The following is a 24,890-nucleotide window of genomic DNA, read 5'->3' on the forward strand; positions in this document are numbered from 1 at the left end:
GGCTCCCGCGGCCCGGCTCCAACGCAACGGTTAGGGCCGGGCCGCGTCTGTTAGCCCTCTTTTCACCCCATCTTCCCTGCATGAACCCGATTTTCCGTTCGGCCGCCCTGGCCGCTTTGCTGGGCCTGGCCGCGCCGGCCCTGGCCAAAGGCCCCAAGGAGCTGACCTACACCGTGAGCATGGACCCGGCCACTAACAGCAACGCCTTCCAGGTGAAGCTGGAGCTGCCCAAGCTCAAAAAGGACCAGGCCATCTACCAGTTTGCGGCCACCGCGCCTGGCACCTACCAGGTGATGGACATGGGCCGCTTCGTGAGCAACTTTCAGGCCTTCGATGACAAAGGCAAAGCCCTGGAAGTAAAGCAGCTGAACACCAATCAGTGGCAGCTCAGTCAGCCCGAGAAAACCCGCGAAATCCGCTACACCATTGCCGAAACCTGGGACACGCCGGTGAAGGAGCACAGCATCTACCGCATGTGCGGCTCGTCGCTGGAGCTGGACCACGCATTGCTTAACGGCCAGACGCTGCTGGGCTACCCCCAGGGCATGCAGGCCGCCCCGCTGCGCCTGAAGCTGCAGTACCCCGGCGGCTGGAAAGCCGGCTCGGTGCTACAGGCCGATAAGGACGGCTACTACCACCTGAAAAGCTACGACCACGCCGTGGACTCGCCCATTCTGCTGGGCCGTCTCACCGAAGCCAGCACCAAGCTAGGCAACGCCGATGTGGCCCTGTATTGCTACTCGGCCACCGATAAGGTGCAGGCCGAGCCGCTGCTGGGCTACATGCAGAAGATGCTGACGGCCGCCCAGAGCTTCTTCGGGGGCCAGTTGCCGGTGCAGCGCTACGCCTTCCTCTACCACTTCGCCGACCGCTCGGCCGGGGCCTGGGAGCACTCCTACAGCTCCGAGTACGTGCTGCCCGAGCAGCCACTCACGCCTGAGTCGGCGCAGGGCGTGGTGGACATTGCGGCCCACGAGTTCTTCCATGTGATGACGCCGCTCAACATCCACTCCGAGGTAATTGAGCAGTTTAACTTCGTGCAACCCACCGGCTCCGAGCATTTGTGGCTCTACGAAGGCACCACCGAGTGGGCCTCGCACATGATGCAGCTGCGCGGCGGCCTGGTGCCCCTGGATGATTACCTGAGCATGCTGCACGACAAAGTGCAGTACGACCGTACCCGCACCGATACCACCTACAGCCTCAGCCGCCTGGGCCTCAATTCGTTTTCGGATGAGGGCCAGCGCCAGTACGGCAACATTTACCAGCGCGGGGCCCTCACGGCCGGCCTCCTCGATCTGCGCCTGCTGGAGTTGAGCGGCGGCAAGCGCGGCTTCCGCGACGTGCTGCTGCAGCTGGCCAAGCAATACGGCCCCAACAAGCCGTTCAGTGAGAAGACCTTCTTCGAAGACTTCACCAAGCTCACCTACCCCGAAATCGGGGACTTCTTCAAGCGCTACGTGCAGAATGCCGAGCCGCTGCCCTTGGCCGAGTACTACGCCAAAGTGGGTGTAACGTACGCGCCCATCCAGCATACCGGCAAGCAGATAGCCACGGTGGGGGCCATTGGGCTGGCTCCGCGCGAAGCGGGCGTGTACTTCACCCGCGTGGCCGGCCCGGTGGCCGCCGCCGGCGTGCAGGTAGGCGACCAGCTGGTGGCCGTAGATGGCGTGCGCAACGACTACGCCGGCCTGCGCCGTGCTGCCAGCCGCGCCCCCGGCTCCGAACTGCCCCTCACCATCGTGCGCAACGGCCAGGAGCAGGTTGTGCGCGTGAAGCTGGGCAGCACCGAGGAGGTGAAGCGCTACGTTTTCGCCCAGAATGCCGCCGCTACGCCCGCCCAGCTGGCACTGCGGGAAGTGTGGCTGAAGAATCTGTAGCCACCCGGCTCAGCCCATATCCGTTCCGCATCCCCCGTTACCCCCGTGGCAGCGGGGGATGTTTGCTTACGGGCAAATGCGAGTATGTTTGTCGGCTCATTAGCCGCTATGCACCCGTATTTCTTATCTCCCTATGCGTGTCTTTACGCTCGAAGCCATCCAGCGCATTCAGGATTTCCAATTTCTCACCGATTCCTCCGGTTACGTGCTGGCCGAAGGCGGGCAGCTCTACCGGTTCCGGGGCAACCGCACCGAACTGGTCCCGACGCCCGCCAGCTTCACGGTAACGCAGTTTCATTTTCTGGATGCCACGCACGGGGCCGTAGCTGGTAACTTCCGGCCGACGGCGTTGCCGATGCAGCAGGGCAGCATGGGCGCGGCGGTTCTGCTGCCGGTGGTGCTGGGGCTGGGGCTGATGCTACGTCGGTCCGGGGCTGGGCGGCGGCGCGGGGCCGGTGTGGCGAGCGTGCTACTGCTGAGCGGCCTGGTGTTCGGGTGCAGCCGGGCGTGGCAGCAGTACCGTACGCCCGATCCGGCCTCGGAAGGCGTGACGCATCTTCGCCGCAATGCGTTGAAGACATCTTCCGGTGGGCATACGTACTTCGCCAACAAGGGCCAAACGGCCTTCATTGCCCTGACCCAAACGGCCGGGGCCAACTGGGAAACCCAGCAGATACCAACCAATTTCTACGTCACCGCCCTCACGGCTATTGGCCGGAACTTTCTGGTGGGCACGTACGCCAACCCCCATGAAGGCACCCGCAGCCCCATGCACGCCGATGGCGACGTCTGGATATACGGGCAGGATTCCACCATCAGCCCCGAGCTGGCCCGCAATACCCCGGCGCGTCCGTACGGGCTGTCGGCCCACCGGGCCATTCGGGGCTTCAGCTTCTCGGCTACCGGGGAGCAACTGTTCATCTTTGGCAGTGACCGGATGCCGACTATTCCGCCTGATGAAGTCAGCGCCACGGCTGGCAATATCTACGCGCTGCCCGTGTCGCTGCGTCCGCCCTACCGCCTGCTCGACCTGCCCGATACCGTGGAAGTCACTTCCTTGGCCCAAGCCGATACCGGCGAGCTGTGGGCCACGTTGGACAACCGCAAGCCGCGTCTCTCCAAAGGAATACTGCGCTACGTGCCACTGCCTGCCCGGCAGCTGCTGCGCTTTGCGCAGGGCCGCTGGCAGCCGTATGCCGTGCCTCAGGCCCAGAGCTTCGGGCAGGTGGCCTTCGTGCCCGGCACCGGCAAGGGGTATCTGCTGACCGAAGACGGCCAGGTAATGGCCACTAGCAACAGCGGCACCACCTGGCAACTGCTGCCGCTGCTGCGCGACGTTCGTCGGCTGAAGACGTGGCAGCAGGCTGTGGCGCTGCAGCAGGGCGCCAATCAGCTCCTGCTGGTGCCGGACCATACGCTTCGTTAGGCCGGTTCCGGGTCAGGCATGTACCGTCATGACGGGCAGGGGGGCGTGCAGGGCCACGGCTTCGGAGGTGCTACTCTGGAACAGGTGGCTGAGCGTGGAACGGCCGTGGGTAAGCATCACCACCAGATCGGCGTGGGCCAGCTCGGCGAAGCGCGGAATGCCGGTGCTTACCCGGGGCGCGTCGAACACCTCGGCCTCGTAGTGCGTGAACTGATGACGGCGGGCGAAATCCTCAATGGCGTGCAGAGCTGCCCCGTGGCGGTCGGCGGAGGGCACCACGTCCAGCAGGTGCAGGGTGGCTTCCGGGAACAGCTGCAGCAACTGCCGCAGGCCGGGCACGGCGCGGTCGGCCTCGGCGGTGAAGTCGGAGGCGAAAACCAGGTGCTGCACCCGGAAATCGGGGGCCGGCTGCTTGATGGTCAGCACCGGGCAGGGAGCCGCCCGCATGACCTGCTCGGTGTGCGAATCCAGGAAAAACCGCGTCCAGGAGGTGTGTTCATGCACGCCCATCACCACCAGCTCGATGTGGTGTTCCCGGATGATTTCCAGCACGGCGGGCTCGAATTCGGCCGTTACCACCAGGTCGCGCACCGGCACGTCGGGCATCAGGCGGCGGGCTTCGGCCATCCACTCGTGCATGCGGCGCTTGGTGGCCTGCAGCAGCTTAATCATGTACACGTTACCCAGACCATCACCGACCATCATGCCGCCTGAAGTGGCAATGCCGGCGGCCGGTGGGGCATCTACTACGTGCAGCAGCGTTACGTAGCCGCCGCTGCGGTGGGCCAGCTGCAGTGCCGCCTCAAAAGCATAGTGTGCCTCCATGGAAAAATCGGTGGGAACGAGCAGGTTTTTCATGGTGGTGTGGGAGTGAAGACAGCCCTGCCGGCCTCGGCAGTAGAATGCCAGGTTAGATTTGGAAGCTGTAAAAGGTAAATAAAATAGTCGTTTAATGCAAGGTGTGAATAAGTTCGATATACAATTTCCGTGACTGATAACCAGCGCTTTGTCAAAGCCGATTCCAACGTTTTCTGGCCGCTGCCCCGTCGGTACGACGTCTGAATTTCACCGCTTGCTCTCACAATAGGGAACCGGGCTGGTTAAGCAGGCTATGACAACAGATGCAACTTCCCCGCCGCCTATCCTGATTGTGGGCGCGGGCCTGTCGGGGCTGGTGGCCGCGCACCGGCTCACGGCCGCCGGCCGGGCAGTGCGGGTGCTGGAGGCCCGTTCCCGGGTGGGCGGTCGGACCTGGGCCGTGCCCGCGCTACCCGCCGGTCCGCTCATCGACCTGGGGGCTACCTGGGGCTGGCAGCACCACCAACGCCTGTTGGCACTGGCCCGCGAGCTGGGCGTGGCCTGGTTTGAGCAGTACAGCGCCGGCTCCATTGCCTACGAGGCCGGCGCTACCGTCCACCGGCTGGCCCAGCCCAGTGGCTCGGCGGGCTACCTGCGGTTTGCCGGTGGCGCGGCGGCTCTGGCGCAGGCCCTGGCCGCCGCTTTGCCGCCCGGCTGCGTGCAGCTCGATACCCAGGTAACGCGCATCGAATCAGCCCCGACCGGTGTTGTGCTCACGGCCACGCACCAGGGCCAACAGCAGCAGTACCCGGGCGCGGCCGTGGTGGTGGCGCTGCCGCCCCGGCTGGCGGCGCACTCCTTTATTTTTGCGCCCGCGCTGCCTTCGGCTGTCACGGCGGCCCAGCAGGCCACCCCAATCTGGATGAGCCACGCCATGAAAAGCGTGCTGGTATACGACCGGCCCTTCTGGCGGGCAGCTGGGTGGGCCGGGTTTGTTGTGAGTCAGTCCGGGCCGTTGGTAGAAATTCATGACGCGTCGCCGGCTGATGGCCAGCCCGGGGTGCTGTTCGGCTTTTTTGCTGCCCCGCACCCGCTGCGCGCCGCCGACGCGGCCATCCGCCAGGCAGCGGTGGTGACCCAGCTGACCCGCCTGTTTGGGCCGGAAGCCGCTACCCCAAAAGCCTATCATGAGCTCGACTGGACCCAGGACCCATTTACCAGCGTGCCTGGCGACGAGCAGCCTCCGCAGTCAGTACCGCTGCAGGGGCCGGCCGTGCTGAGGGAGCCACTCTGGGACGGCCGGCTGTTGTGGGCCGGGGCCGAAACCGCCCAGGGCGAGTGGGGACGCCTTGATGGGGCCATTGAGGCCGGGGAACGGGCCGCCGCCCGGCTCGGTTAAGAGGCGTGGCCCCGCATTGGGTGCGCCGAAACCTGTTTCTTTGCTTCATAATGCGGCCCGGTTTGTTGCCGGGCCGCGTCTTTTTCCTTCGGATTTTCTATGGCTGCTTCTCAACCCCTCGAACAGGTTCACTTCACTAATTCCTTCGTGGAGGAGCTGCTCGGCGACCCTTCCCGCGAAAACGTGCCGCGCCAAGTGCCCGGCTACCACTACTCGACGGTGCAGCCCACGCCCGTGCAGGAGCCCCGGCTGCTGGCCTGGTCGGAGGAGCTGGCCGCGTTTCTGGGCCTGGCGCGGCCGCCGGAGCAGGGCGCGGCGGTGGAGCTGCTGGCCGGCAACCACGTGGCCGCTACTATGCAGCCCTATGCGGCCCGCTACGGCGGCCACCAGTTCGGCAACTGGGCCGGGCAACTGGGTGATGGGCGGGCCATTTCTCTGGGGGAATTGCGGGCCGTGGATGGCTCGCACTGGGAGCTGCAACTGAAAGGGGCCGGCCCCACGCCCTACTCGCGCCGGGCCGATGGGCGGGCCGTGTTGCGCTCCTCCATCCGGGAGTTTCTGTGCTCTGAGGCCATGCACCACCTGGGCGTACCCACCACCCGCGCCCTGAGTCTGGCAGGCACCGGCGACGAGGTGGTGCGCGACATGTTCTACAACGGCAACGCCCGCCCTGAGCCGGGGGCCGTGGTATGCCGGGTCGCGCCGTCGTTCGTGCGCTTCGGCAACTTCCAGATTCTGCTGGCCCATCAGGAGCTGGACAACCTGCGCCAACTGGCCGATTACGTGATTCGCCACCATTTCCCGGAGCTGGGCGAACCCTCGGAGGCGGTGTACACGCAGTGGTTTGCCGAAATCTGTCGGCGCACGGCTGTGATGGTGGCGCACTGGATGACGGTGGGCTTCGTGCATGGGGTGATGAACACCGACAACATGAGCATCTTGGGCCTGACCATCGACTACGGCCCCTACGGCTGGCTGGAGCCCTACGAGCCCGGCTGGACGCCCAACACCACCGACTTCAGCACCTACCGCTACGCCTTTGGGCAGCAGCCCCGGGTGGCCCTCTGGAACCTGATGCAGCTGGCCCAGGCCCTCTCGCCGCTGGTCACGGACGCCACCGCCACTCTGCGCCCCGCCCTCGACCTTTACGCCGCCACCTTCAACCAGACGCGCCAGGCCCTACTTTTGCGCAAGCTGGGTCTCACGCCCCAACCCGACGGCCAGCCCGACTATGCCCTGACCGAAGCGCTGCACACCGCCCTGGAAGCCTCAGAAGCCGACATGACGCTGTTTTTCCGGCAGTTGTCGCACTTGGTGCCCACGCTGCTGGCGGCTTCGGAAGGTAGCACGCCGGATTTCCAGTTGTTCATCGAAGAAGTGAGCTACAACCCGCTGGGAGCCGTGCACGCGCCGCTGCTGGAATGGCTGACGCGCTACGTGCAGCGGCTGCGGCAGGAAGCAGCCGCGCCCGAGGCCATCCGGGACGGTATGCTGGCGGCCAACCCCAAGTACGTGCTGCGCAACTACCTGGCCCAGATGGCTATTGAAGCCGCCGAGGCCGGCGACCTGACCGACCTGGAACGGCTCTACCACGTCCTCAAAACCCCTTTCGAGGAGCACCCGGCCTACGAGGACCTGGCCGCCAAACGCCCGGACTGGGCCAGGGAAAAACCCGGCAGCGCCACGCTTTCGTGCAGCTCGTAATGAGTTGTTAGGCGTTGGTTATTAGGCGTTAGTGGACGAACTTCTGCTAAGAACCAACAACCAACAACTCATTTACATCTGCCGCAGCAGCCAGGTGTAGGCGGCGGCGACGTCATCGAACAGCAACACGGTGGGTTGCGTGACGAACCACATGGCTGTTTCCATGGATTTGCGGGCCGGCCAGTACGCGGGGCATACCCACGCCACACTACGCATGCCTGCTTGCGCCAGTAAGCGGTAATATTCGGTGCCAACCCAGCGTGCGCCCTGTTCCCATTCGCTGGAAACCTGGCTGTTGTCGTTGAGCATTTTGTGGCAGGGTCGCTCATGCAGGAATTTCAGCACCAGCTCCCCACCCGTCCGGGCCGATTCCGCGTCGTGCTGGCCTTTCCATTCCACGTACAGCCACTGGTGGTTGGGGTCGTAGGCAATGGAGAGGGGAGGCGTATCGTACAGGTACTCCATATCCGGGGATGGCAAAAGGGAATAGTCGGCACCGCTGCTGCCAGCTACCGGAAGGTAAGGTATTCAAGGCAACACCTACGCAGAAAAATGATTCGCTGGATCGATATTCTCACATTTGCCCGCTACGGTAACCCCGAGCCACCGCAGCGGCTGGAGCGGCCGGATGCCGAATGGCAGCAGCAACTGACGCCGGCGCAATATCAGGTACTGCGCCAGCACGCCACCGAGCCACCTTACCGCAACGCCTACTGCCGCAGCTACGAGCCCGGCCGCTACCACTGCGCCGGCTGCAACGCGGTGCTGTTTGATTCAGCCACCAAGTACCACGCCATATCCGGCTGGCCCAGCTTCATCCAGCCCGCCACCCGCGCCGCCTTGCGCTACCATTTCGATGACAGCCACCATATGCAGCGGATAGAGGTGCGCTGCAACTGCTGCGGCAGCCACCTCGGCCACGTTTTCCCCGATGGCCCGGCCCCGGCCGGCCTGCGCTACTGCATCAACTCCGTGAGTCTGGAGCGGCGCGCTACCAGCTCATTGTGAAATGCTTGGGTAATCTGCTTTCTTTAGGAAGAACCACCCCGGCCTTCCTGCCATGACCCCGAATACCACCGTGGCCGCTGCGCCCCCAAGCCCCGGCCTGACCAGCGCCGACCTGGCCCCCGTGCCCGCCGCCGCCCGCACCTGGACGACGGCCAACTACGCGGCCCTCTGGATCAGCATGAGTCTGTGTATTCCTACCTACATGCTGGCCAGCTCGCTCATTGGGGGCGGCATGAACTGGTGGCAGGCGCTACTGACCATCTTTTTGGGGAATACGGCGGTGCTGGTGCCCATGCTGCTCAACGGCCACGCCGGCGCCAAGTATGGCATTCCATTTCCGGTGTTTGCGCGGGCCAGTTTTGGGGTGCGCGGGGCCAACGTGCCGGCCTTGCTGCGCGCCATTATTGCCTGCGGCTGGTTTGGTATTCAGACCTGGATTGGCGGCTACGCGCTCTACCAGATGGCGGTACTGTGGCTGCCGGCCCTGGGGCAGCTGCCGCCGGTATTCCCGCCGAGCTGGGGGCTGGCTACCGGGCCGGCGCTGGTGTTCGTGCTGTTCTGGGCCCTGAACATGTACGTGGTGTACCTGGGCGTAGACAGCATCAAAAAGCTGCTGGTGTTCAAGGCGTTTTTCCTGCCGGTGGCGGCGGGGGCGCTGTTGTGGTGGGCCATTGCGGCCGGTCACGGCCTGGGCCCGATTCTGAGCCAGCCGGCCCGGTTTGCTTCGTCGGCGGAGTTCTGGGCCTATTTCTTTCCGGCCCTGACGGGGATGGTGGGTTTCTGGGCCACCCTGTCGTTGAACATTCCCGACTTTACCCGCTACGCCGTGAGCCAGCGGGCCCAAGTGCTGGGGCAGGCGTTGGCGTTGCCTTCCTCCATGACGCTGTTCTCGTTTGTGGGCGTGGTGGTGACGTCGGCCACGCTGGTCATTTACGGGCAGACCATCTGGGACCCGGTAGTGCTGGCCGCCAAGTTTGAGAGCCGAATGCTGGTGAGCGTGGCCATGCTGGCAGTGGCCCTGAGCACGCTGGCTACCAACATTGCCGCCAACATCGTCAGTCCCGCCAACGACTTCGCCAACTTCAATCCGCAGCGCATCAGCTTCAAAACCGGCGGCTACATCACCGGCGTTATCGGTTTGCTCATCTTTCCCTGGAAGCTTATTGCCGACCCCTCGGGTTACATTTTTACCTGGCTGGTGGGCTATTCGGCGCTACTGGGGCCCATCGGCGGCATCATGATAGCCGACTACTACCTGCTGCGCCACCAGCAGCTGGACGTCCCCGACCTCTACCGCTACGAGGGTCGCTATGCTTACCGGAACGGCGTAAACTACCGGGCCATGCTGGCTTTGATCGTCGGGATTCTGCCCAACGTGCCGGGCTTTCTGCAGGCCGTGGGCGCGGTGCCGGCCGGTGCGGTGTGGCCCTGGCTGGCGGGCCTCTACAGCTACGCTTGGTTCGTGGGGTTCTTCCTCTCGGCCGTGCTGTACGTGCTGCTCATGCGGCGGCCGATGCGGGTGACAGGGTAGCAACTGATGAGAAGCAGTCTAACCGTATTTTGCGCGGCCCTTTCCTCTTTACTTATAGATCTTAGATGAGCAATCTGCTTTCGGTATTTCCACGCGTTATCCTGTTAGCTGTGACGCTGCTCAGCCCACCGCATACCCTGACCGGAGCATCCGGCGGAACAAATTTCGAAAAGCCAACGGCCGATACCAGTGCGCTGGCTGAGTTGTGGCAGGCGGTAGGTACGGTAGCAACCGTAGCACCGGCGAAAAGCGGCTTAGTGGCGTTTCAGCAGGCGTCTTTCACGTCAAAGCTACCGTCTAATGTATCTATTGGCAATCATGGTATTAGTATAGCTTGGCCTAACAAACAGCGTGTTGTATTTCGTGATTTTAACCCGCCATTAGATGAGTCCAAAATGGTGAATCATAGTTATAGAGGTATGAATGTTCTCACCGGTTTGGTGTGGATTACCAGGCAGAGATACGAAGACCTAGAGCAGTTACTCACTAGTCAGGCGAGTGGGAGAGTATTTGAGGTAGCAAATGAGCCAAGCATAAACCGGAGCGGTACGTTGCTATTTGCTAAGCAGAATGAATGTTTCGTTATGACAGATGAATGCCCCCCGGGCTTCCAGTTGTGGCGCATCAATAAAGGCGCGTTAAAGCTCCTCAAAGAGGTCCGGTTGCAGAATTACTTTGTGGTGAGCGGCGGTTGGATTTCGGCTACTACGGTGCGAGTGGAAACAGCCAGTCTGCAGGACATGATGAACGGAAAGAGAACAGCGGATATGAAGCGGCAGCTTTTTGATGTAACCGTGCGGTAGAAGTGAAATAGTGACTGCATAAGTCTTGGCAGATAAGCGCACTACGTGGAGGCAAAAACTGGCTGCTGTAATTGATGGGATATTTCCCCGCCGCTGCCGTATACGGAGCCGCCAACTTACTCCGCCATCATGCCCGATTCCGCTCAACCTACTACCAACCTCAACGGCTTCGTGCGGGTGCGCGGGGCGCGGGAGCACAACCTCAAGAACGTGGATGTGGACATTCCGCGCGATGCGCTGGTGGTGTTTACCGGCGTGTCGGGCTCGGGTAAAAGCAGCCTGGCCTTTGGCACGCTGTACGCCGAGGCCCAGCGCCGCTACCTGGAATCGGTGTCGCCGTACGCGCGGCGGCTGTTTCACCAGATGTCGGTGCCGCAGGTGCAGTCCATTGACGGGCTGCCGCCGGCCGTGGCCCTGCAGCAGCAGCGGGGCACGCCCACCACGCGCTCCTCGGTGGGCTCCGTTACCACACTTTCCAACCTGGTGCGCATGCTCTATTCCCGGGCCGGCGACTACCCGGCGGGGCAAGGCATCATCTACGCCGAAGCCTTTTCCGCCAATACCCCGGAAGGCGCCTGCCCCACCTGCCACGGCCTGGGCCGCGTGTACGAGGTAACCGAGCAAAGCATGGTGCCCGACCCCACGCTTACCATCCGGGAACGGGCCATTGCCGCCTGGCCCCAGGCCTGGGGCGGCCAGAACCAGCGCGACATCCTCGTAACCCTGGGCTACAACGTGGATATCCCGTGGCAGGAGCTGCCCCAAAAGCAGCGCGACTGGATTCTGTTCACCGAGGAGCAGCCCGTGGTGCCGGTGTACCCCGGCTACTCGCCCGAGCAAACCCAGCGGGCCGTGAAGCGCCGGGAGCCGCCGAATTACATGGGCACCTTCAGCAGCGCCCGGCGGCACGTGCTGCACACCTTCGCCACCACCCAGAGCCCGCTCATGAAAAAGCGGGCGTTGCAGTACATGCTGAGCACCGAGTGCCCCACCTGCCAGGGCAAGCGCCTGCGCCGGGAGTCCTTGAGCGTGACGTTTGCCGGGCTGGATATTGCCGATTTTTCGGCTTTGCCGCTCAAGCGGGTGGAAGCCCTCATCCGGCCTTTCGCCGAGGGCAACGCCCGGCCCCAGGCCCACGACCAGGACCACCCCGAGCAGGCCGAAGTAGCCCGCCGCATCACGCAGGATTTGTGCGCCCGCCTTATGGTGCTGCTTGATCTGGGCTTGGGCTATTTGTCTTTGGAGCGCAGCACGCCCACGTTGTCGCCGGGGGAGTTGCAGCGGCTGCGGCTGGCCACGCAGCTATATTCCAACTTGTTTGGGGTGGTGTACGTGCTCGATGAGCCCTCGGCCGGCCTGCATCCTTCCGATACCCAGGCCTTGCTCAAAGCCCTGGCCGGGTTGCGGCAGGCCGGTAATTCCCTGTTTGTGGTGGAGCACAACCTCGACGTTATCCGGCAGGCCGACTGGCTGGTGGACGTGGGCCCCGCCGCCGGCGAGCTGGGCGGCGAAATCCTCTACAGCGGCCCGCCTGAAGGTTTGGCTGGCGTAGAGGATTCCCAGACTCGCAGGTTCCTGTACCCGGCGACCGGGGCGGCCCAGGCCCGCACCGTGCGCGAGCCAGCCGGCTGGCTGCGGCTGGAAGGCGTGCGCCGCAATAACCTCAACGGCCTGGAGGCGCGGTTTCCGTTGGGCGTGCTCACTACCGTTACGGGCGTGTCGGGGTCCGGTAAATCCAGCCTGGTCAGCCAGGTGCTGGTGGAGCTGGTAGCCGGGCAATTGGGCCAGACCGTGGGAGCGGAAGAAGAAGCCGACACCGACCCGCTGGAACGCGCCGCCACGCCCGAAACCGGCGGGCGCATCGTGGCCGGGCTGGAAACCATCCGGCGGCTGGTGCGGGTAGATCAGAAGCCCATCGGCCGCACACCGCGCTCCAACATGGCTACGTACACCGGCCTGTTCGACCACGTGCGCAAGCTGTTCGCGGCCACGCCCGAGGCCCGCAAGCGCCGCTACGACGCCGGCCGCTTCAGCTTCAACGTGGCCAAGGGCCGCTGCGAGAACTGCCAGGGCGAGGGGTTTGTGATGGTGGAGCTGCTGTTTCTGCCCTCGGTGTACGCGCCCTGCTCGGTATGCCACGGCACCCGCTACAACGCCAAAACCCTCGAAATTCAGTATCAGGAGAAGAACATTGCCGAGGTGCTGCACCTGACGGTGGACGCGGCCTGGGAGTTTTTCCGGGACGAGGCGCCCGTGCATCGCGCCCTTACGGTGCTGCGCGAAGTGGGCCTGGGCTATCTGCGCCTGGGTCAGCCGGCCACCGAGCTGAGCGGGGGCGAGGCCCAGCGCATCAAGCTGGCCACCGAGCTGCAGCGCACCGGCCGCGGCAATTCCCTTTACGTGCTCGACGAGCCCACCACCGGCCTGCACCCCGCCGACGTGGAGCGCCTGCTAGTGCAGCTCCAGCGCCTCACCGACGCGGGCAATACCGTGGTGGTAGTGGAGCACGACATGCGCGTGGTAGCCACCTCCGACTGGGTGCTGGACATGGGCCCCGGTGCTGGTGACGAAGGCGGCCAGGTAGTAGCCCAAGGCCCGCCCGCCACCGTAGCTGCCGCCAAAAACAGCAAAACCGCCCCATTTCTGAAGCGGTTTATGCAGTAGCGCGAACTGCAAAGTTCGCGCTACTGCTGCCTTACTCCGCCGTCACTACGCGGTACTCGGGGTCTTCTTGGATGTTGACTTCGATGAGGGCGCCGGCATTGCGCAGCAGCTGGCGGCAGTCGGGGCTGAGGTGGCGCAGGTGCAGGGTTTTGCCCAGGCGGTGGTAGCGCTCCGTGAGTTTGTGCAGCGCATCAATGCCCGACATATCGGCCACCCGGCTTTCGCGGAAGTCGATGACCACCTGGGCCGGGTCCTGCTGCACGTCGAACTTATCGGTGAAGGCCTGCACCGAGCCGAAGAAAAGCGGGCCGTAGATTTCGTAGTGGCGGGTGCCGGCGGCGTCGGTGTGCTTGCGGGCCCGGATGCGCTTGGCGTTTTCCCAAGCAAATACCAGCGCCGACACCACCACGCCCAGCAGCACGGCCAGCGCCAGGTTCTGCGATACGGCCGTGACCAGCGTCACGAGCAGCATCACCAGCACGTCGGGGCGGGGCATGCGGCGCAGAATGCGCAAACTGGCCCACTCGAAGGTGCCAATCACCACCATAAACATCACGCCCACCAGCGCGGCCAGCGGCAGCTGCTCGATGAGCGAGGAGCCGGCCACCACGAACAGCGCCAGCGCCCCGGCCGCCACCACGCCCGACAGCCGCCCGCGCCCCCGGGATTCCAGGTTCACCATCGTCTGCCCGATCATGGCGCAGCCGCCCATGCCGCCGGTGAGGCCCGAGGCCACGTTGGCCAAACCCTGGGCCACGCAGTCCTGGTTGCCGTGGCCGCGCGTGTCGGTCATTTCGTCCACCACGGTCAGGGTCAGCAGGCTTTCGGTGAGGCCCACCAGCGCCATGATAACGGAGTAGGGCAGCACCAGCGCCAGCGTAGCCCAGGTCAGGGGCACCTGCGGCCAGTGCAGCGTGGGCAGCCCGCCCTTGATGGAGGCAATATCGCCCACCGACTTGGTGTCGAGCTTGCCACCAATCACCAGCGCCGACACCACGATGATGGCCACCAGCGAGGCCGGCACCGCCTTCGTGAGCTTGGGCAGGAAGTAGACGATGGCCATGGTGAGGGCCACCAGCCCGAGCATCAGCAGGAGCGGGGTGCCCTGCAGCCACTGCTCCTCGCCGCCCGCGCCGGGCACCTTGAACTGCTCCAGCTGGGCCATGAAGATGATAACGGCCAGCCCGTTCACGAAGCCGTACACCACCGGCTGCGGCACCAGCCGGATAAACTTGCCGAAGCGCAGCAGCCCCACGGTAATCTGGATAATGCCCATCAGGGCCACGGCCAGGAACAGGTATTCGGCGCCGTGCTGGGCCACCAGAGCCACAATGACGACGGCCACCGAGCCGGCCGCGCCCGAAATCATGCCCGGCCGGCCGCCGAATACGCTCGTGATGAGGCAGATGATGAAGGCCGAGCCGATGCCCACCAACGGGCTGATGTGGGCCAGCAGGGCGAAGGCCACCACTTCCGGCACCAGGGCCAGGGCGGTGGTCAGGCCGGCGAGAATTTCATTTTTAACGTTGACTTTATACTGAGCCAGATAGGGCTGAACCTGAAACATAAGCAGCTGAGACTTGACGGGTTTGGGCAAAACAAAAGCCGCCCACTTCCGGGCAGGAAGCGGCGGCGCAGGGTAAGCAGGCCAGTCCTCAGGGTGGGGTGAGCTTGAAAATATGGCGGGTAGTAAGGGGCATAAGCAGGCGCAAAGGTACGGCCGACGTCTGGTTTCGGTGCAAAAAATGCCCGGGCCGGACTGCCCAACGGCTTATCGGGAGAATAAAGCGTACCTTGGAGGAAAGGCCATACTCCGACGGTGGCCGCCTGTTACCCGAAGCGGCAATGTGCCGCCCGACTGCCTGCCTTTCGGCTGTTGCAGTGCCTTTGGCCCCGTTTTTCGGTGGGCTTCTCCCTTTACGGGTTACGTTTCATGTCCTCATTTTATCAGCCTTCCGCCGAGCTGCTGCAGGCGTTTGGCTTCACGCGCTTCAGCTCCCCGGCAGGCCAGACGCGCTACAGCCGCCCCAGCGAGTGCGGCCAGGAAACCGTGGTGCTCTACCCCGATGAGGAACTGACCTTGCTGGAAGCCGTGAACGGGCAAATGCTCTACTGCTTCCAGGGCCGGGTGGCCTCGGAGGCCGAGTTCCGGGTGTTGCTGCGGCAGGTAAACTGGCCCGCTGAAGTGCAATCGGCCTGAAACATTCCGCTTGCCGTTCTCTTTCCTATACTACCGATGGCCGATTCTTAGCGGCGCATGGCGGCCAAGCCACCGGGCCCGCCACCGGGCCGCACACGTTTCTGCCGTACCGGTGTCAGCGGTAGAAGCCCCGCATGCACGAAACCTTTTTGCCTCACTACTTTTTTCATGGATACCGATTTACAACTTAGTCTGGCGAACAACGCCAAGGAATGGCTGGCCCTTTCCCTCTCCATCTCCTCCGCCGAGAAAGTGGCTTTTACCAAAGTTCACGACGGCTTTTTTACCACCTATGGGGCCACCTTCATGGCCCACGTCTACCGCCTGACGTTTGAGCACGCTTTGCAAAGCATGCCGGAACAGGAACGCAGCCGCCTGCTCATCACCTTCCGCGAGGAGATGGACAAAGCCATTGATGAGCATTACCTCTCCGGCGGAAAATAACCCGCCTGAACGCACAACAGGCCCTGAATGCCGGTTCTAGCCGACGTTCAGGGCCTGTTGTGCGTTCAGGCGGATAGAACCGTGCCCTAGCGGGCTACCACCAGCCGCTGCACCGATACGGCCTTGCCACTCCGGATGCGCAACAGATAGGTGCCGTTGGCCCAGGTGCCGGTATCGAGGGTGTGACGCCGGCCGATAAGCGGAATGGTGTGCAGCAATTGTCCCTGCACATTATACACCAGCAGCTGTGCCGGAGCAGCTGTTGGCAGCTCCAGTGTTACCTGCTGCGTGGCCGGATTTGGGTAGACGTTCGTGGGGAAAGTAGCGCGGCTGATAGTGGCCGTAATTTGAGTGGGCGAAAGGTGCAGCAGCCACGACTGATTAGCTCCCAGGGTTGCCAGAGACGAGGACCAGTTGCTGAAGCCGCCCTGCGCGTCCAGCGTGACGGTGCCGGCCGCCTGGCCCGTCAGTAATTCAGTCACCCGGTACACGCCGGCCGGTAGCGTAGACAAGGCCAGGGAAAGCGCCGGAGTAGTTGAGCTGCCCATATTAGTTACCATTAGCATGGCTTGCTGCTGATGCACGCGGGCATAGCTGAGCACGTTGCCGGTTGGGGAGGAGAGAGGCAGCAGATAGCCTTTGCGCAGGGCTTCGTGGGTGTTGCGCAGCCGGATGAGCTGCTTGTAGTGGTTGAGTAGGGAAGCTGGGTCGGCCTGTTGGGTAGCTACGTTGAACTGAGCATAGTTGCCATTGATACCGCGCCAGGGCGAGCCAGTCGTAAAGCCCGCTTGCGTGCCGGCTGTCCATTGCATGGGTTTGCGCTTGTCCTCATCCACGCCGGCCCCGAGCATTCCTACTTCCTCGCCGTAGTACAGAAACGGTATACCGGGCATGGTGAGGTAGAGGGCCGCCGCCTGCTTCATGCGGGCCAGATTACCGCCCAGCTGATCCAGCACGCGGTTCTGGTCGTGGTTGGTGAGGAACGTGGCGTACTGCAGCTTGGGGTAGGAGCGGTCCACCACGCCCAACTGGGTGCGCAGGGCCGCCGGATTGCCGGCATTCAGGCTGCTGATGATGGCGGCGGCCAGATCAAATTCAAAGCAGGCATCGAGGCGCTGGTTGAGGACGTAGGGCACCACGGCCGGCGTATTCGACCAGGCTTCGCCCACGGTGAAAGCGGCGGGGTTGACAGCCCTCACCGAATCATGAAATTCCTCCAGAATACCCAGAGTTTCGGGCGTGTTTTCGATGGTGTTGCTATTTTCCACTAGGTATTTCACGGCATCGAGGCGGTAGCCGTCTACGCCCTTGCGCAGCCAGAACCGCGAGGCATCCCACATGGCCGCTTTCAGCTGCGGATTACGCCAGTTCAGGTCAGGCATACCGCTCCAAAACACGCCGTAATAGTAATTGCCGTTGCGCGGGTGCCAAACCGTGCCGTTGCCCGGCCCCGTTCCCGGCACCGTAGCCGACCAGCGGAACCAGTCACGGTAGGCATTGGAGGGGCTGCTGGCCGCCTGCTGAAACCAGGGGTGCTGGTCCGAGGCGTGGTTGAGTACCAGGTCAATAATTACCCGAAGCCCCCGGGCGTGGGCGGCGGCCAGAAACGCCTCGAACTCCGCCATGGTGCCGTAATCGGGCTCGGTGGCTTTGTAGTCGGTTACGTCGTAGCCGTGGTAGCTCGGCGAGGCCATCATGGGCATCAGCCAGAGGCCGGTAACGCCCAGGTCGGTGGTGGTGGAGGGGTTGCCGTCGTTGAGGTAATCGAGCTTCTGGGTAAGGCCCGCAAAGTCGCCTTTGCCGTCGCCGTTGCTGTCGTAGAAACTCCGCACGAACACTTCGTAGAACACCGCGTCGTTCCACCAGTGCGTGGTATAGTCGGTAAGAGATGGAGCGCAATTCTGGCAGGTGCTGAAGCAAACGGCCGGCATGGGGTTGGTGGCCGCCATAGCCTCAAACACGCGGGTGAGCGTGCCGCTGGCATCGGGCGTACCGCAGGCGGCGGGTACGGTTTCCGTGTCGGCCAGGGTGCTGCCGTTCACGAAGCGGTACTGAAACCGGATGGGCGCGGGCAAAGCAATCTGCACCTCATAAATGCCGTCGCCGTTGTCGTCAGCAAGGGGCAGGGCATTGGTGTCGCCTTCCAGGCCGTAGCCGGCCAGCGGCTGGAAGTTGCCGATAACGTGCACCCCGGCGCGCGACACGTTCTGGCCGCGCATGTTCACCGCAAACCGGACCTGCGTATTGCAGCCGCCAAGCAGTAGGGTGGGGAGCCGCACGGCACTACCGCCCACCACTACTTCCCGGTTCACGTTGCCGCTTCCGTCAGTAACGCCGCAGGTAGCGGGAGGCAGCTCGGCCCCGCCCCAGGCGTTGCCGTTCACGAACTTGTAGAGGTAGGTGCCGGCCGGCACGTTCACCGTCACCTCATACACCCGGTCGTTGTCGGGGTCGGTGAGCAGGGTGGTGGCGGGGTTCCAGTCGGCCGGAAAGCCGGCTGCGGCCTGGAAGTTGCCGGCTACGTGCAGGCCGGTGGCGGCCACCGTCTGCTGCCGCATATCCACCCGAAAAGTAAGCGGCACGGCCCAAGAGCTGAGGCTGTTGAGCAGCAGGACAAAAAGTACAAGTCGTTTCATCGGCAGAAGCAGTGGTAAACGGCAAAAAGAGCCTTAAAGCTACGGCTATTTCAGGCTGTTGCGGCCGGTGACGGGGTTGCTTGCCAAAAATGAAACTTCATTACAAGTAGCACGTCATTCCGAGCCAAGGCGGAGCCGTAGCCGAGGAATCTCGCTCGTTAGTAATCTGATTGCTCTGGCAACGTCCGCAAGCGGGATTCCTCGGCTACGGCTCCGCCTTCACTCGGAATGACGTTCTGGGGTGTCGTTACCACTCAACGTCAGCACGCGAGATTCCTCGGCTCCGCTCGGAATGACGTGCTGCTTGCAATGACGTGCGGCCCCTGTCAGAACTGCCCCACCGGCTGCTACTCGAAGACGATGGTGCGGTTGCGGTGCACGGCCACCTGCTCGCGGAACACCAGGGTGAGGGCCCGGGCCAGGGTGAGCTTCTCCACGTCGCGGCCTGCCTGGGCCATGTCGCGGGCGCTCTGGGTGTGGTCGGTAGGGATGACGCTCTGAGCAATGATGGGGCCCTGGTCGAGCTGATCGGTGACGAAGTGGGCGGTAGCCCCGATGCTTTTCACGCCGCGCTCATAGGCCTGGGCGTAGGGGCTGGCCCCGATGAAGGCCGGCAGAAAGCTGTGATGAATGTTGATGAGCCGCTCGGGAAAGTGCGCCACGAACTCCGAGGACAGAATGCGCATGTAGCGGGCCAGCACCACAAACTCGGGTTGGTAGAACTCAATCTGGGTGAGTACGGCCGCTTCATGGGCTTCGCGGGAGAGGCCCTCGGCACTGAGGTGGTGGTAGGGTACGCCCAGCTTCTCGGTGATGGCGCGCAGGGTATCATGGTTGCTGATGACGGCCAGAACCTCGGCGTGGAGCTGCCCGAAGAAGTGGCGCACCAGCAACTCGGAGAGGCAGTGGTGCTCCTTGGTGGCCAGCAGCACAATGCGGCGGGGCTGGTCGTTGCGCAGGCGTACGCGGGCGGTGGGGGGCAGGGCGGCGCGTAGTTCTTGCAGCAGTGCCTCCGGCTCGCATGGGCCATCAAACTCGGTTCGCATGAAGAAGTGCTGGTCGTGGCGGTCCACGAACTCGCCGTTGCGCAGCACGTTGAGGCCGTGGCGGTAGAGCACCTCCGTGACGCGGTACACCAGGCCCGGCTCGTCGGGGCAGTCAATCAGCAAAAAATGAATCATACGCGGCGCGGAAAAAAATACAGGCCGCAAGGATAGGCACTATTCCGCGAAAAAGTGTCCCGCTTTGCTGGTCTGGGGCTCGGGCTTCGGAGCAGATGTAATAACTTTGGCCGCTCCGGCTGACGGACCGCTGCCCACGCGGCCCGTAAACCCAGCCGATACGTTCCGGGTAGCTACTCCGGGCAGCGGTGTCCCTGGCCGCTCCGCCGTGTCACCCACTCTATTCATTTCGCCCGCGAAAAAAAAGTAGTACACACAAACCGATTAGACGTTACAGACAGCATGAAGCAGAACAACGAGCGTATTGCATTGATTACGGGGAGCACCGGGGGTATTGGTACGGCGTTGTGCCGCAAGCTCAGCGAAGACGGCTACCAGGTGGTGGGTAACTTCCGCAACGAGGAAAAATCGGTGCAGCTGCAGCAGGAGCTGGATAAAACCGGCCACCACATTGAGCTGGTGCACGGCGACGTGAGCGACTTCGACTCAGTGGGCACGATGGTGCAGCACATCGAGACGAACATCGGCCCCATTGATATTCTGATCAACAACGCGGGCATCACGCGCGACACTTCGTTTGTGAAGATGACCAAGGCGCAGTGGGACGAGGTGTTGAACACCAACCTCAACAGCGTATTCAACTGCACCCGCCACGTGATTCAGGGCATGGTGGAGCGCCGCTTCGGCCGCATCATTAATATTTCGTCCATCAACGCCCAGAAGGGCCAGTACGGCCAGACGAACTACTCCACCGCCAAGGCTGGCATGCACGGCTTCACTAAGTCATTGGCGCTGGAAGTGGCCAAGTATGGCATTACCGTCAACACGATTTCGCCCGGCTATATTGAAACCGAAATGGTGATGGCCGTGCCGGAGAATATCCGGGAGAAAATCATTGCCCAGATTCCGGTAGGCCGCCTGGGTGGCCCCACGGAAATTGCCGAAGCCGTTTCGTTCCTGATTTCGGCGAAAAGCGGCTTTATCACCGGCTCCAACTTCGCCATCAACGGCGGCCAGCACATGGCGTAACCGGTCTTTGCCGGCACCGGATTGCCTGGTGTATTTCCTGTGCAAAAAGCCCCTTGGCATCATGTTGAGGGGCTTTTCTTGTGTGTTGGCACGGAAGTGGTTTGCCGCTGGCGCGGCAGTGGATGGGTAGTCTGCGCACTATGGCTGGGCACAAGTTGTGCTGCGCCAGACTCGCGCCAGTTGGACGTTCTGCTACGTGGCTCAGATGCCGGTGGGCTTGCCGTCGAGGCTGCGGGCGTTCCGGTCGTGCCAGTACTGCGCTACCTGCTCTGGGCCTCGCTTTTCCATGCTGTCGTTTAGCTCGTCGCGTTCAGCCCGGAAATCCAGTAATGGCACGGCCATGCCGCAGGAGGTTTGCACTAGGTCCACGGTTACGACTACTATCTGGCGGGCGCCGGGCAGGGTCGGAAACAGCGGCAGCAGCTCCACCCATTCCGCGTCGCGGGGGTGGTACACGGTAGCAGCGCCGTAGAGGCGCAGGATGTTGGGCCGGCCCTCAAAGGCGCACCACATCAGGGTAATGCGGTTGACTTCCAACAGATGGGCGGCGGTTTCGTTGCCGCTGCCGGTCAGGTTCAGCCAGGCCACGCGGTTGGCGTCGAGCACGCGCAGGGTATCCTGGCCCTTGGGCGAGATGTTGACGCGCCCATCCGCGGCAGCCGTGCCCACGAAAAACAGGTGCTGCCGCTCAATGAACGTTTGGATTTCAGGCGTGATGGTGGGGTAGTGCTTGCCCATAAAGGAGAGGGGTTTGGCCCGGCAGCAAGGTAGAACTTCCTCCGTTTCAACGATAATTCCGCACAGATTTTTCCATTTGCCGATTGTACCTACTGGGCTTTTACTTTCTATTGTCGCGCCGCTCCTGGCCTTTTTTAAGCCGGTATTTGCCTTTCGCTACTTCGGTTTCTGAGTTGACCAGGACGTCAAGACCGGAGACGATTATGAACTGGTCTGTGGCTTCTGGCAGATAGCACACTTCCACCTGCTGACCTTTGCTGAACTCGGTGACCTGTGCTTTGTCTGAAGCAGTGAGCGTCAGGAGTTGCCCGGCCCTCGTTTGGAAGCGGACCACCGGGAAGCGGTAAAACAGGCCAAAGAACTCGAGGTCTACTATTTCTCCCGGAACCCGCTTGCCATACCGGAGAATATCCAGGCGGCTGTGGGAGTTTTTGTTGGAGCGGTAGAAGGCAAATGCCATTCCTGCAACCACCACTGCGAATAGTACAAAGAAGAAGGTGTTCATTGGGAAATGCGGGAGCTGGTCGGGGTGGGAGTAGCGGAAAGTTGCGGAGTGCTGCTACCTGTTACGCCAGCATATAAGCAAGTATAGCAACGACACCTAACAGGCCGGCGGCCCGGCCTAGCCAGCGGCCCGGCCTAGCCAGCGGCCCGGCCTAGCCAGCGGTAGATTGTTATATCAGATTGATTGTAGGAGGGGACCAGAATTTCGGTGGGCGTGGCGGGATTATACTGGATTTGCAGCGGCTCGCCCACACGAAACTGGTAGCGGCGCTTGCTGTGGGGGTAGCAAACCGTAACGGTTTCCTGGGTAGCCGTCTGGAAACGCAGGACGGGGAAGTAGGTGCGGTGGTCGGTAGAAGGGTTGTCTTCGAGGCGGACAATGGTGGCTGTGGCGGAGAGGCTGTGGATGAGCATGTGCTGATGTTTCTGGTGGAGCCGATTAGCTTTGCGTAGGAACAGCCCACCCAGCAGCAGGCAGATAAGCGCGAACAGCAGATCTTCAGGAATTACCGGGATGGTCATGGCACTTGAGGCCGTTGGGGTGGAGGTAGAGGCTTACGCTGCGGCATTGGCAAGTGGGTAGATGAGCAACGTCAGCACGCGAGATGCTTCGGCTGCGCTCAGCATGACGGTTAGCTTGGCAACATAAGCACACAAGATGCTTCGGCAAGCTCAGCATGACGTTCTGTGCTGGTGAACTACTCCCGCTTTAACGCCTCCCGAATCCCGCTTAGGCCGCCAGCAATACTTTCCAGTTTCTCCAGCATCTGCAGGAGCTGGGCGGGGTCGGAGTGGCGCAGGTTGCCGGGGGGCTGAAACCCCTGACTGCCTACACCGACCACAGGTGCAGGCTCAGCCAGCCGTAGGTAGCCAGGGTGGCGGCCAGCCAGCCCAATGCTCCGTAGGTGAGCAGCAGGTACCAGGCCACCGCGCGGCTACGGAACTGGCCGAAGCGGCGCAGCGTAAGCAACAGCCCGGCGAGGCTGAACACGGCAAAGGCCAGCGGCCCCACGCCGATGAGCCCCGTGGTCAGGCTGAGGTGGCCAGCGTCCCAGAAATGGCTGGCCAGGCTGGCAAAGGCCGCCACGGCAACCAGCAGGGCCGTAGTGGCCAGCAATGGCAGCAGACGGGGCAGCACCTGGGCGCGGGGCAGCCGGCGACGCAGGGCCATGACGAGCCACACCAGGCCCGCTAGGCTGGCCGTGAGCACCAGCAGCAGGCTGAGGGCCAGCAGGGCCGGCCGCAGCCACCACCAGCCGGAGCTGGCTTCCAGGAAATAGCCCTTGGCCGTAACCAGGGTGCGGCGGCCGTCGTGGTCGTGGGTGAGCACCATGGAAGCGAACTGCTCCCGGGGGCGGCGGAAGGTGAGCGGGCCGGTGGGCACCAGCGTGTCGGGCTGGCCGAGGAGGGGCAGCAACAGCAGCAACGGCCCCCGCCGGGTGAGGCGCTGGTCGCCGAGCAGGTAGTCGCGCAGGCCCAGGAGCTGCTGGCGGGGCGCCTCGTTCTGGTAGTGGCCCAGGAAGGGCGCTACGGCAGCGGCATCGAGGGGTACGAGCCGGGGCCGGGGCGGCGGGGGCACCTGGCGCAACAGAAATTCCAGCACCAGCTTATCGATGCTGGAGGTGCGTTGGTCGCCGTTGCTGGATAGGGCATAGCCCGCGCCCAGGCCGCGGTGGTAGGCAAACGTGGACGAGAAGCCCCCGATGCTGCCGCCGTGCCCCCGAAACACGGCTTTGCCGAGCGGGTTCATGGCCATGTTGGCCAGGCCGTAGCCGCCGGGCACGCCGGTGCGGGCCCCGAGGGCCGTGTGGGCCGTTTCCATGGCGTGCAGGGCGGCGGGCCGGAGCAGGGCCGTACCGTTGGGGCCCCGGAAGTCGTGGAGAAAGAACTGCACCCAGCGGGTCATATCGGCGGCGGAAGCGCTCAGCGAGCCGGCCGGGCCGGCGTAGATGGGCAGCGGCATGATGCGCTGGTAGCGGCCATCGGCGTAGCGGTAGCCGCGGGCCAGCCTGGGGTTGGCGGCGGGGCGCAGGTCGGCGGTAGCCTCGGGCATGCCCAGGGGGCGTAGCAGGTGCTGGCTCAGGTACTGCTCGTAGGGCTGGCCGCTGAGCTTTTCGAGCAGGTAGCCGGCCAGCTGGTAGCCGGGGTTGGCGTACGACATTCGCTCGCCGGGCCGCCAGCGGCAGCGCAGCTCGCGCCGAAACACCTGCACGGCGGCGGCCCCGCGCGGGTCGGTAGCGGTGGCGTTGTACATGTGGTTGATGCCCATATCGTCGAAGCCGGCGGTGTGTTCCAGCACGTGCACCACGCGCACCGGGTCGGTAGCTTCCCAGGGGTTGTCGATTAGAATTTCGGGGGCCAGCTTGCGCACTTCGTCGTTGAGGCTGAGCTTGCCTTGCTCCACGAGCTGGAGCAGGCCGGTGGCCACAAACGTCTTGGTAACGGAGCCCATCCGAAACAGGGTGTGGGCCGTCACGGGCCGGCGGTTTTCCACGTCGGCCAGACCCAATCCTCCTTCAAACAGCACCGAGTCGTGGATTACCAGGCTGAGCAGCAGGCCCGGAATGTGCTCCTGACGCATGATGCGCTGGATGGAATCGGTGAGCTGAGGGACGGTGGTAATGGGGTGGGGCGCGGGTTTAGGGTGCTGGGCCCGCAGCACGGTGGCCGATATGACGACTCCGAGTAGGGCAAGCAGCAGAAAGAGTTTCTTCACAGGGGGAATAGAGGGAGTAGATAAAGGGGCGGAAGATAGGGGTTTGCCGGAGAGTATAGCGGTTTGTTAATGAATGTGGGTAAGCGGCCGGGTGGCCGGCACCTGACCGGAGGCCGTTGTTTGCTCTAAGCAACGGCCTCTGGGCCTGCCATAAAGGGTACTGGGTTGGTCTATGGCTCCTTGCAAACCTCCCGGCGGCTACCCCGCCGCAGTTACGGCTGAGCAGTAG

20 protein-coding genes are annotated in these 24,890 nt (G+C 63.3%); 11 read left to right on the top strand and 9 right to left on the bottom strand.

The window, feature by feature from the left end; translation table 11 throughout:
• Nucleotides 1-80: 80 nt before the first annotated feature.
• The gene (locus tag EI293_RS10170) at nt 81-1,880 is read left to right on the top strand and encodes a M61 family metallopeptidase (RefSeq protein WP_125437245.1); all 1,800 of its coding nucleotides are present in this window, start codon (nt 81-83) and stop codon (nt 1,878-1,880) included.
• 133 nt (nt 1,881-2,013) lie between these two features.
• On the top strand, nt 2,014-3,306 hold the full coding sequence (locus EI293_RS10175) for a hypothetical protein (RefSeq protein WP_125437247.1): 1,293 nt from the start codon (nt 2,014-2,016) through the stop codon (nt 3,304-3,306).
• 12 nt (nt 3,307-3,318) lie between these two features.
• Here the strand turns inward: EI293_RS10175 and EI293_RS10180 are convergent, their stop codons facing one another.
• Nucleotides 3,319-4,164 carry a universal stress protein gene (locus EI293_RS10180; RefSeq protein ID WP_125437249.1) on the bottom strand — a complete coding sequence of 282 codons (846 nt, stop codon included), beginning with the start codon at nt 4,162-4,164 and terminating at the stop codon, nt 3,319-3,321.
• A 253-nt stretch (nt 4,165-4,417) separates the two neighbouring features.
• Here EI293_RS10180 and EI293_RS10185 point away from each other — a divergent pair, with 253 nt between their 5' ends.
• Both EI293_RS10185 and EI293_RS10190 read left to right on the top strand, forming a co-directional pair.
• A complete protein-coding gene (locus tag EI293_RS10185) occupies nt 4,418-5,503 on the top strand; it encodes a flavin monoamine oxidase family protein (protein ID WP_125437251.1) in 1,086 nt (361 codons plus the stop codon).
• A gap of 99 nt (nt 5,504-5,602) precedes the next feature.
• Nucleotides 5,603-7,207: a protein adenylyltransferase SelO gene (locus EI293_RS10190; protein ID WP_125437253.1), complete on the top strand. Its 1,605-nt coding sequence runs from the start codon at nt 5,603-5,605 to the stop codon at nt 7,205-7,207.
• A 72-nt stretch (nt 7,208-7,279) separates the two neighbouring features.
• Here the strand turns inward: EI293_RS10190 and EI293_RS10195 are convergent, their stop codons facing one another.
• The gene (locus EI293_RS10195; RefSeq protein WP_125437255.1) at nt 7,280-7,672 is read right to left on the bottom strand and encodes an STAS/SEC14 domain-containing protein; all 393 of its coding nucleotides are present in this window, start codon (nt 7,670-7,672) and stop codon (nt 7,280-7,282) included.
• A gap of 87 nt (nt 7,673-7,759) precedes the next feature.
• On the opposite strand from EI293_RS10195, the gene msrB reads away from it, so the two are divergent.
• From msrB to uvrA, 4 genes are all read left to right on the top strand, one after another.
• Nucleotides 7,760-8,215, top strand: coding sequence for a peptide-methionine (R)-S-oxide reductase MsrB (gene msrB, locus EI293_RS10200; RefSeq protein ID WP_125437257.1), 456 nt, complete (start codon nt 7,760-7,762; stop codon nt 8,213-8,215).
• 52 nt (nt 8,216-8,267) lie between these two features.
• Nucleotides 8,268-9,746, top strand: coding sequence for an NCS1 family nucleobase:cation symporter-1 (locus tag EI293_RS10205; RefSeq protein WP_125437259.1), 1,479 nt, complete (start codon nt 8,268-8,270; stop codon nt 9,744-9,746).
• 65 nt (nt 9,747-9,811) lie between these two features.
• Nucleotides 9,812-10,549, top strand: coding sequence for a hypothetical protein (locus tag EI293_RS10210; protein ID WP_125437261.1), 738 nt, complete (start codon nt 9,812-9,814; stop codon nt 10,547-10,549).
• Nucleotides 10,550-10,678: 129 nt separating this feature from the next.
• Nucleotides 10,679-13,213 carry an excinuclease ABC subunit UvrA gene (gene uvrA, locus EI293_RS10215; protein WP_125437263.1) on the top strand — a complete coding sequence of 845 codons (2,535 nt, stop codon included), beginning with the start codon at nt 10,679-10,681 and terminating at the stop codon, nt 13,211-13,213.
• 31 nt (nt 13,214-13,244) lie between these two features.
• On the opposite strand, the gene EI293_RS10220 is transcribed toward uvrA, so the two are convergent.
• A complete protein-coding gene (locus EI293_RS10220) occupies nt 13,245-14,780 on the bottom strand; it encodes a SulP family inorganic anion transporter (RefSeq protein WP_125437265.1) in 1,536 nt (511 codons plus the stop codon).
• 366 nt (nt 14,781-15,146) lie between these two features.
• Between EI293_RS10220 and EI293_RS10225 the strand changes: the two genes are divergently transcribed.
• Nucleotides 15,147-15,413: a hypothetical protein gene (locus EI293_RS10225; RefSeq protein ID WP_125437267.1), complete on the top strand. Its 267-nt coding sequence runs from the start codon at nt 15,147-15,149 to the stop codon at nt 15,411-15,413.
• Between the two features lie 168 nt (nt 15,414-15,581).
• Complete coding sequence (locus EI293_RS10230; RefSeq protein ID WP_125437269.1) at nt 15,582-15,857, top strand: hypothetical protein; 276 nt, start codon at nt 15,582-15,584, stop codon at nt 15,855-15,857.
• 86 nt (nt 15,858-15,943) lie between these two features.
• On the opposite strand, the gene EI293_RS10235 is transcribed toward EI293_RS10230, so the two are convergent.
• Together EI293_RS10235 and purU are read right to left on the bottom strand one after the other, a co-directional pair.
• Nucleotides 15,944-18,493 (bottom strand): alpha-amylase family glycosyl hydrolase, encoded by a 2,550-nt coding sequence (locus EI293_RS10235; protein ID WP_125437271.1) that lies wholly within the window; start codon nt 18,491-18,493, stop codon nt 15,944-15,946.
• 347 nt (nt 18,494-18,840) lie between these two features.
• Nucleotides 18,841-19,674 carry a formyltetrahydrofolate deformylase gene (gene purU, locus EI293_RS10240; RefSeq protein WP_125437273.1) on the bottom strand — a complete coding sequence of 278 codons (834 nt, stop codon included), beginning with the start codon at nt 19,672-19,674 and terminating at the stop codon, nt 18,841-18,843.
• A gap of 282 nt (nt 19,675-19,956) precedes the next feature.
• Between purU and phbB the strand changes: the two genes are divergently transcribed.
• A complete protein-coding gene (phbB, locus tag EI293_RS10245) occupies nt 19,957-20,703 on the top strand; it encodes an acetoacetyl-CoA reductase (RefSeq protein WP_125437275.1) in 747 nt (248 codons plus the stop codon).
• A gap of 201 nt (nt 20,704-20,904) precedes the next feature.
• Here the strand turns inward: phbB and EI293_RS10250 are convergent, their stop codons facing one another.
• From EI293_RS10250 to EI293_RS10265, 4 genes are all read right to left on the bottom strand, one after another.
• Nucleotides 20,905-21,441 carry a pyridoxamine 5'-phosphate oxidase family protein gene (locus tag EI293_RS10250; protein WP_125437277.1) on the bottom strand — a complete coding sequence of 179 codons (537 nt, stop codon included), beginning with the start codon at nt 21,439-21,441 and terminating at the stop codon, nt 20,905-20,907.
• A gap of 100 nt (nt 21,442-21,541) precedes the next feature.
• On the bottom strand, nt 21,542-21,946 hold the full coding sequence (locus EI293_RS10255; protein WP_125437279.1) for a DUF3592 domain-containing protein: 405 nt from the start codon (nt 21,944-21,946) through the stop codon (nt 21,542-21,544).
• 134 nt (nt 21,947-22,080) lie between these two features.
• Nucleotides 22,081-22,467, bottom strand: a complete 387-nt coding sequence (locus EI293_RS10260; protein WP_125437281.1) for a DUF3592 domain-containing protein — start codon at nt 22,465-22,467, stop codon at nt 22,081-22,083.
• A gap of 307 nt (nt 22,468-22,774) precedes the next feature.
• A complete protein-coding gene (locus EI293_RS10265) occupies nt 22,775-24,661 on the bottom strand; it encodes a serine hydrolase domain-containing protein (protein WP_125437283.1) in 1,887 nt (628 codons plus the stop codon).
• Nucleotides 24,662-24,890 lie beyond the last annotated feature (229 nt).

It is taken from the genome of Hymenobacter perfusus (assembly GCF_003944765.1).
In the GTDB taxonomy this organism is placed as follows: domain Bacteria; phylum Bacteroidota; class Bacteroidia; order Cytophagales; family Hymenobacteraceae; genus Hymenobacter; species Hymenobacter perfusus.

Coding starts and splice junctions, on each gene's coding strand:
- EI293_RS10170 (WP_125437245.1), top strand. CDS start 81: ATGAACCCGATTTTCCGTTCGGCCGCCCTGGCCGCTTTGCTGGGCCTG.
- EI293_RS10175 (WP_125437247.1), top strand. CDS start 2,014: ATGCGTGTCTTTACGCTCGAAGCCATCCAGCGCATTCAGGATTTCCAA.
- EI293_RS10180 (WP_125437249.1), bottom strand. CDS start 4,164: ATGAAAAACCTGCTCGTTCCCACCGATTTTTCCATGGAGGCACACTAT.
- EI293_RS10185 (WP_125437251.1), top strand. CDS start 4,418: ATGACAACAGATGCAACTTCCCCGCCGCCTATCCTGATTGTGGGCGCG.
- EI293_RS10190 (WP_125437253.1), top strand. CDS start 5,603: ATGGCTGCTTCTCAACCCCTCGAACAGGTTCACTTCACTAATTCCTTC.
- EI293_RS10195 (WP_125437255.1), bottom strand. CDS start 7,672: ATGGAGTACCTGTACGATACGCCTCCCCTCTCCATTGCCTACGACCCC.
- msrB (WP_125437257.1), top strand. CDS start 7,760: ATGATTCGCTGGATCGATATTCTCACATTTGCCCGCTACGGTAACCCC.
- EI293_RS10205 (WP_125437259.1), top strand. CDS start 8,268: ATGACCCCGAATACCACCGTGGCCGCTGCGCCCCCAAGCCCCGGCCTG.
- EI293_RS10210 (WP_125437261.1), top strand. CDS start 9,812: ATGAGCAATCTGCTTTCGGTATTTCCACGCGTTATCCTGTTAGCTGTG.
- uvrA (WP_125437263.1), top strand. CDS start 10,679: ATGCCCGATTCCGCTCAACCTACTACCAACCTCAACGGCTTCGTGCGG.
- EI293_RS10220 (WP_125437265.1), bottom strand. CDS start 14,780: ATGTTTCAGGTTCAGCCCTATCTGGCTCAGTATAAAGTCAACGTTAAA.
- EI293_RS10225 (WP_125437267.1), top strand. CDS start 15,147: ATGTCCTCATTTTATCAGCCTTCCGCCGAGCTGCTGCAGGCGTTTGGC.
- EI293_RS10230 (WP_125437269.1), top strand. CDS start 15,582: ATGGATACCGATTTACAACTTAGTCTGGCGAACAACGCCAAGGAATGG.
- EI293_RS10235 (WP_125437271.1), bottom strand. CDS start 18,493: ATGAAACGACTTGTACTTTTTGTCCTGCTGCTCAACAGCCTCAGCTCT.
- purU (WP_125437273.1), bottom strand. CDS start 19,674: ATGATTCATTTTTTGCTGATTGACTGCCCCGACGAGCCGGGCCTGGTG.
- phbB (WP_125437275.1), top strand. CDS start 19,957: ATGAAGCAGAACAACGAGCGTATTGCATTGATTACGGGGAGCACCGGG.
- EI293_RS10250 (WP_125437277.1), bottom strand. CDS start 21,441: ATGGGCAAGCACTACCCCACCATCACGCCTGAAATCCAAACGTTCATT.
- EI293_RS10255 (WP_125437279.1), bottom strand. CDS start 21,946: ATGAACACCTTCTTCTTTGTACTATTCGCAGTGGTGGTTGCAGGAATG.
- EI293_RS10260 (WP_125437281.1), bottom strand. CDS start 22,467: ATGACCATCCCGGTAATTCCTGAAGATCTGCTGTTCGCGCTTATCTGC.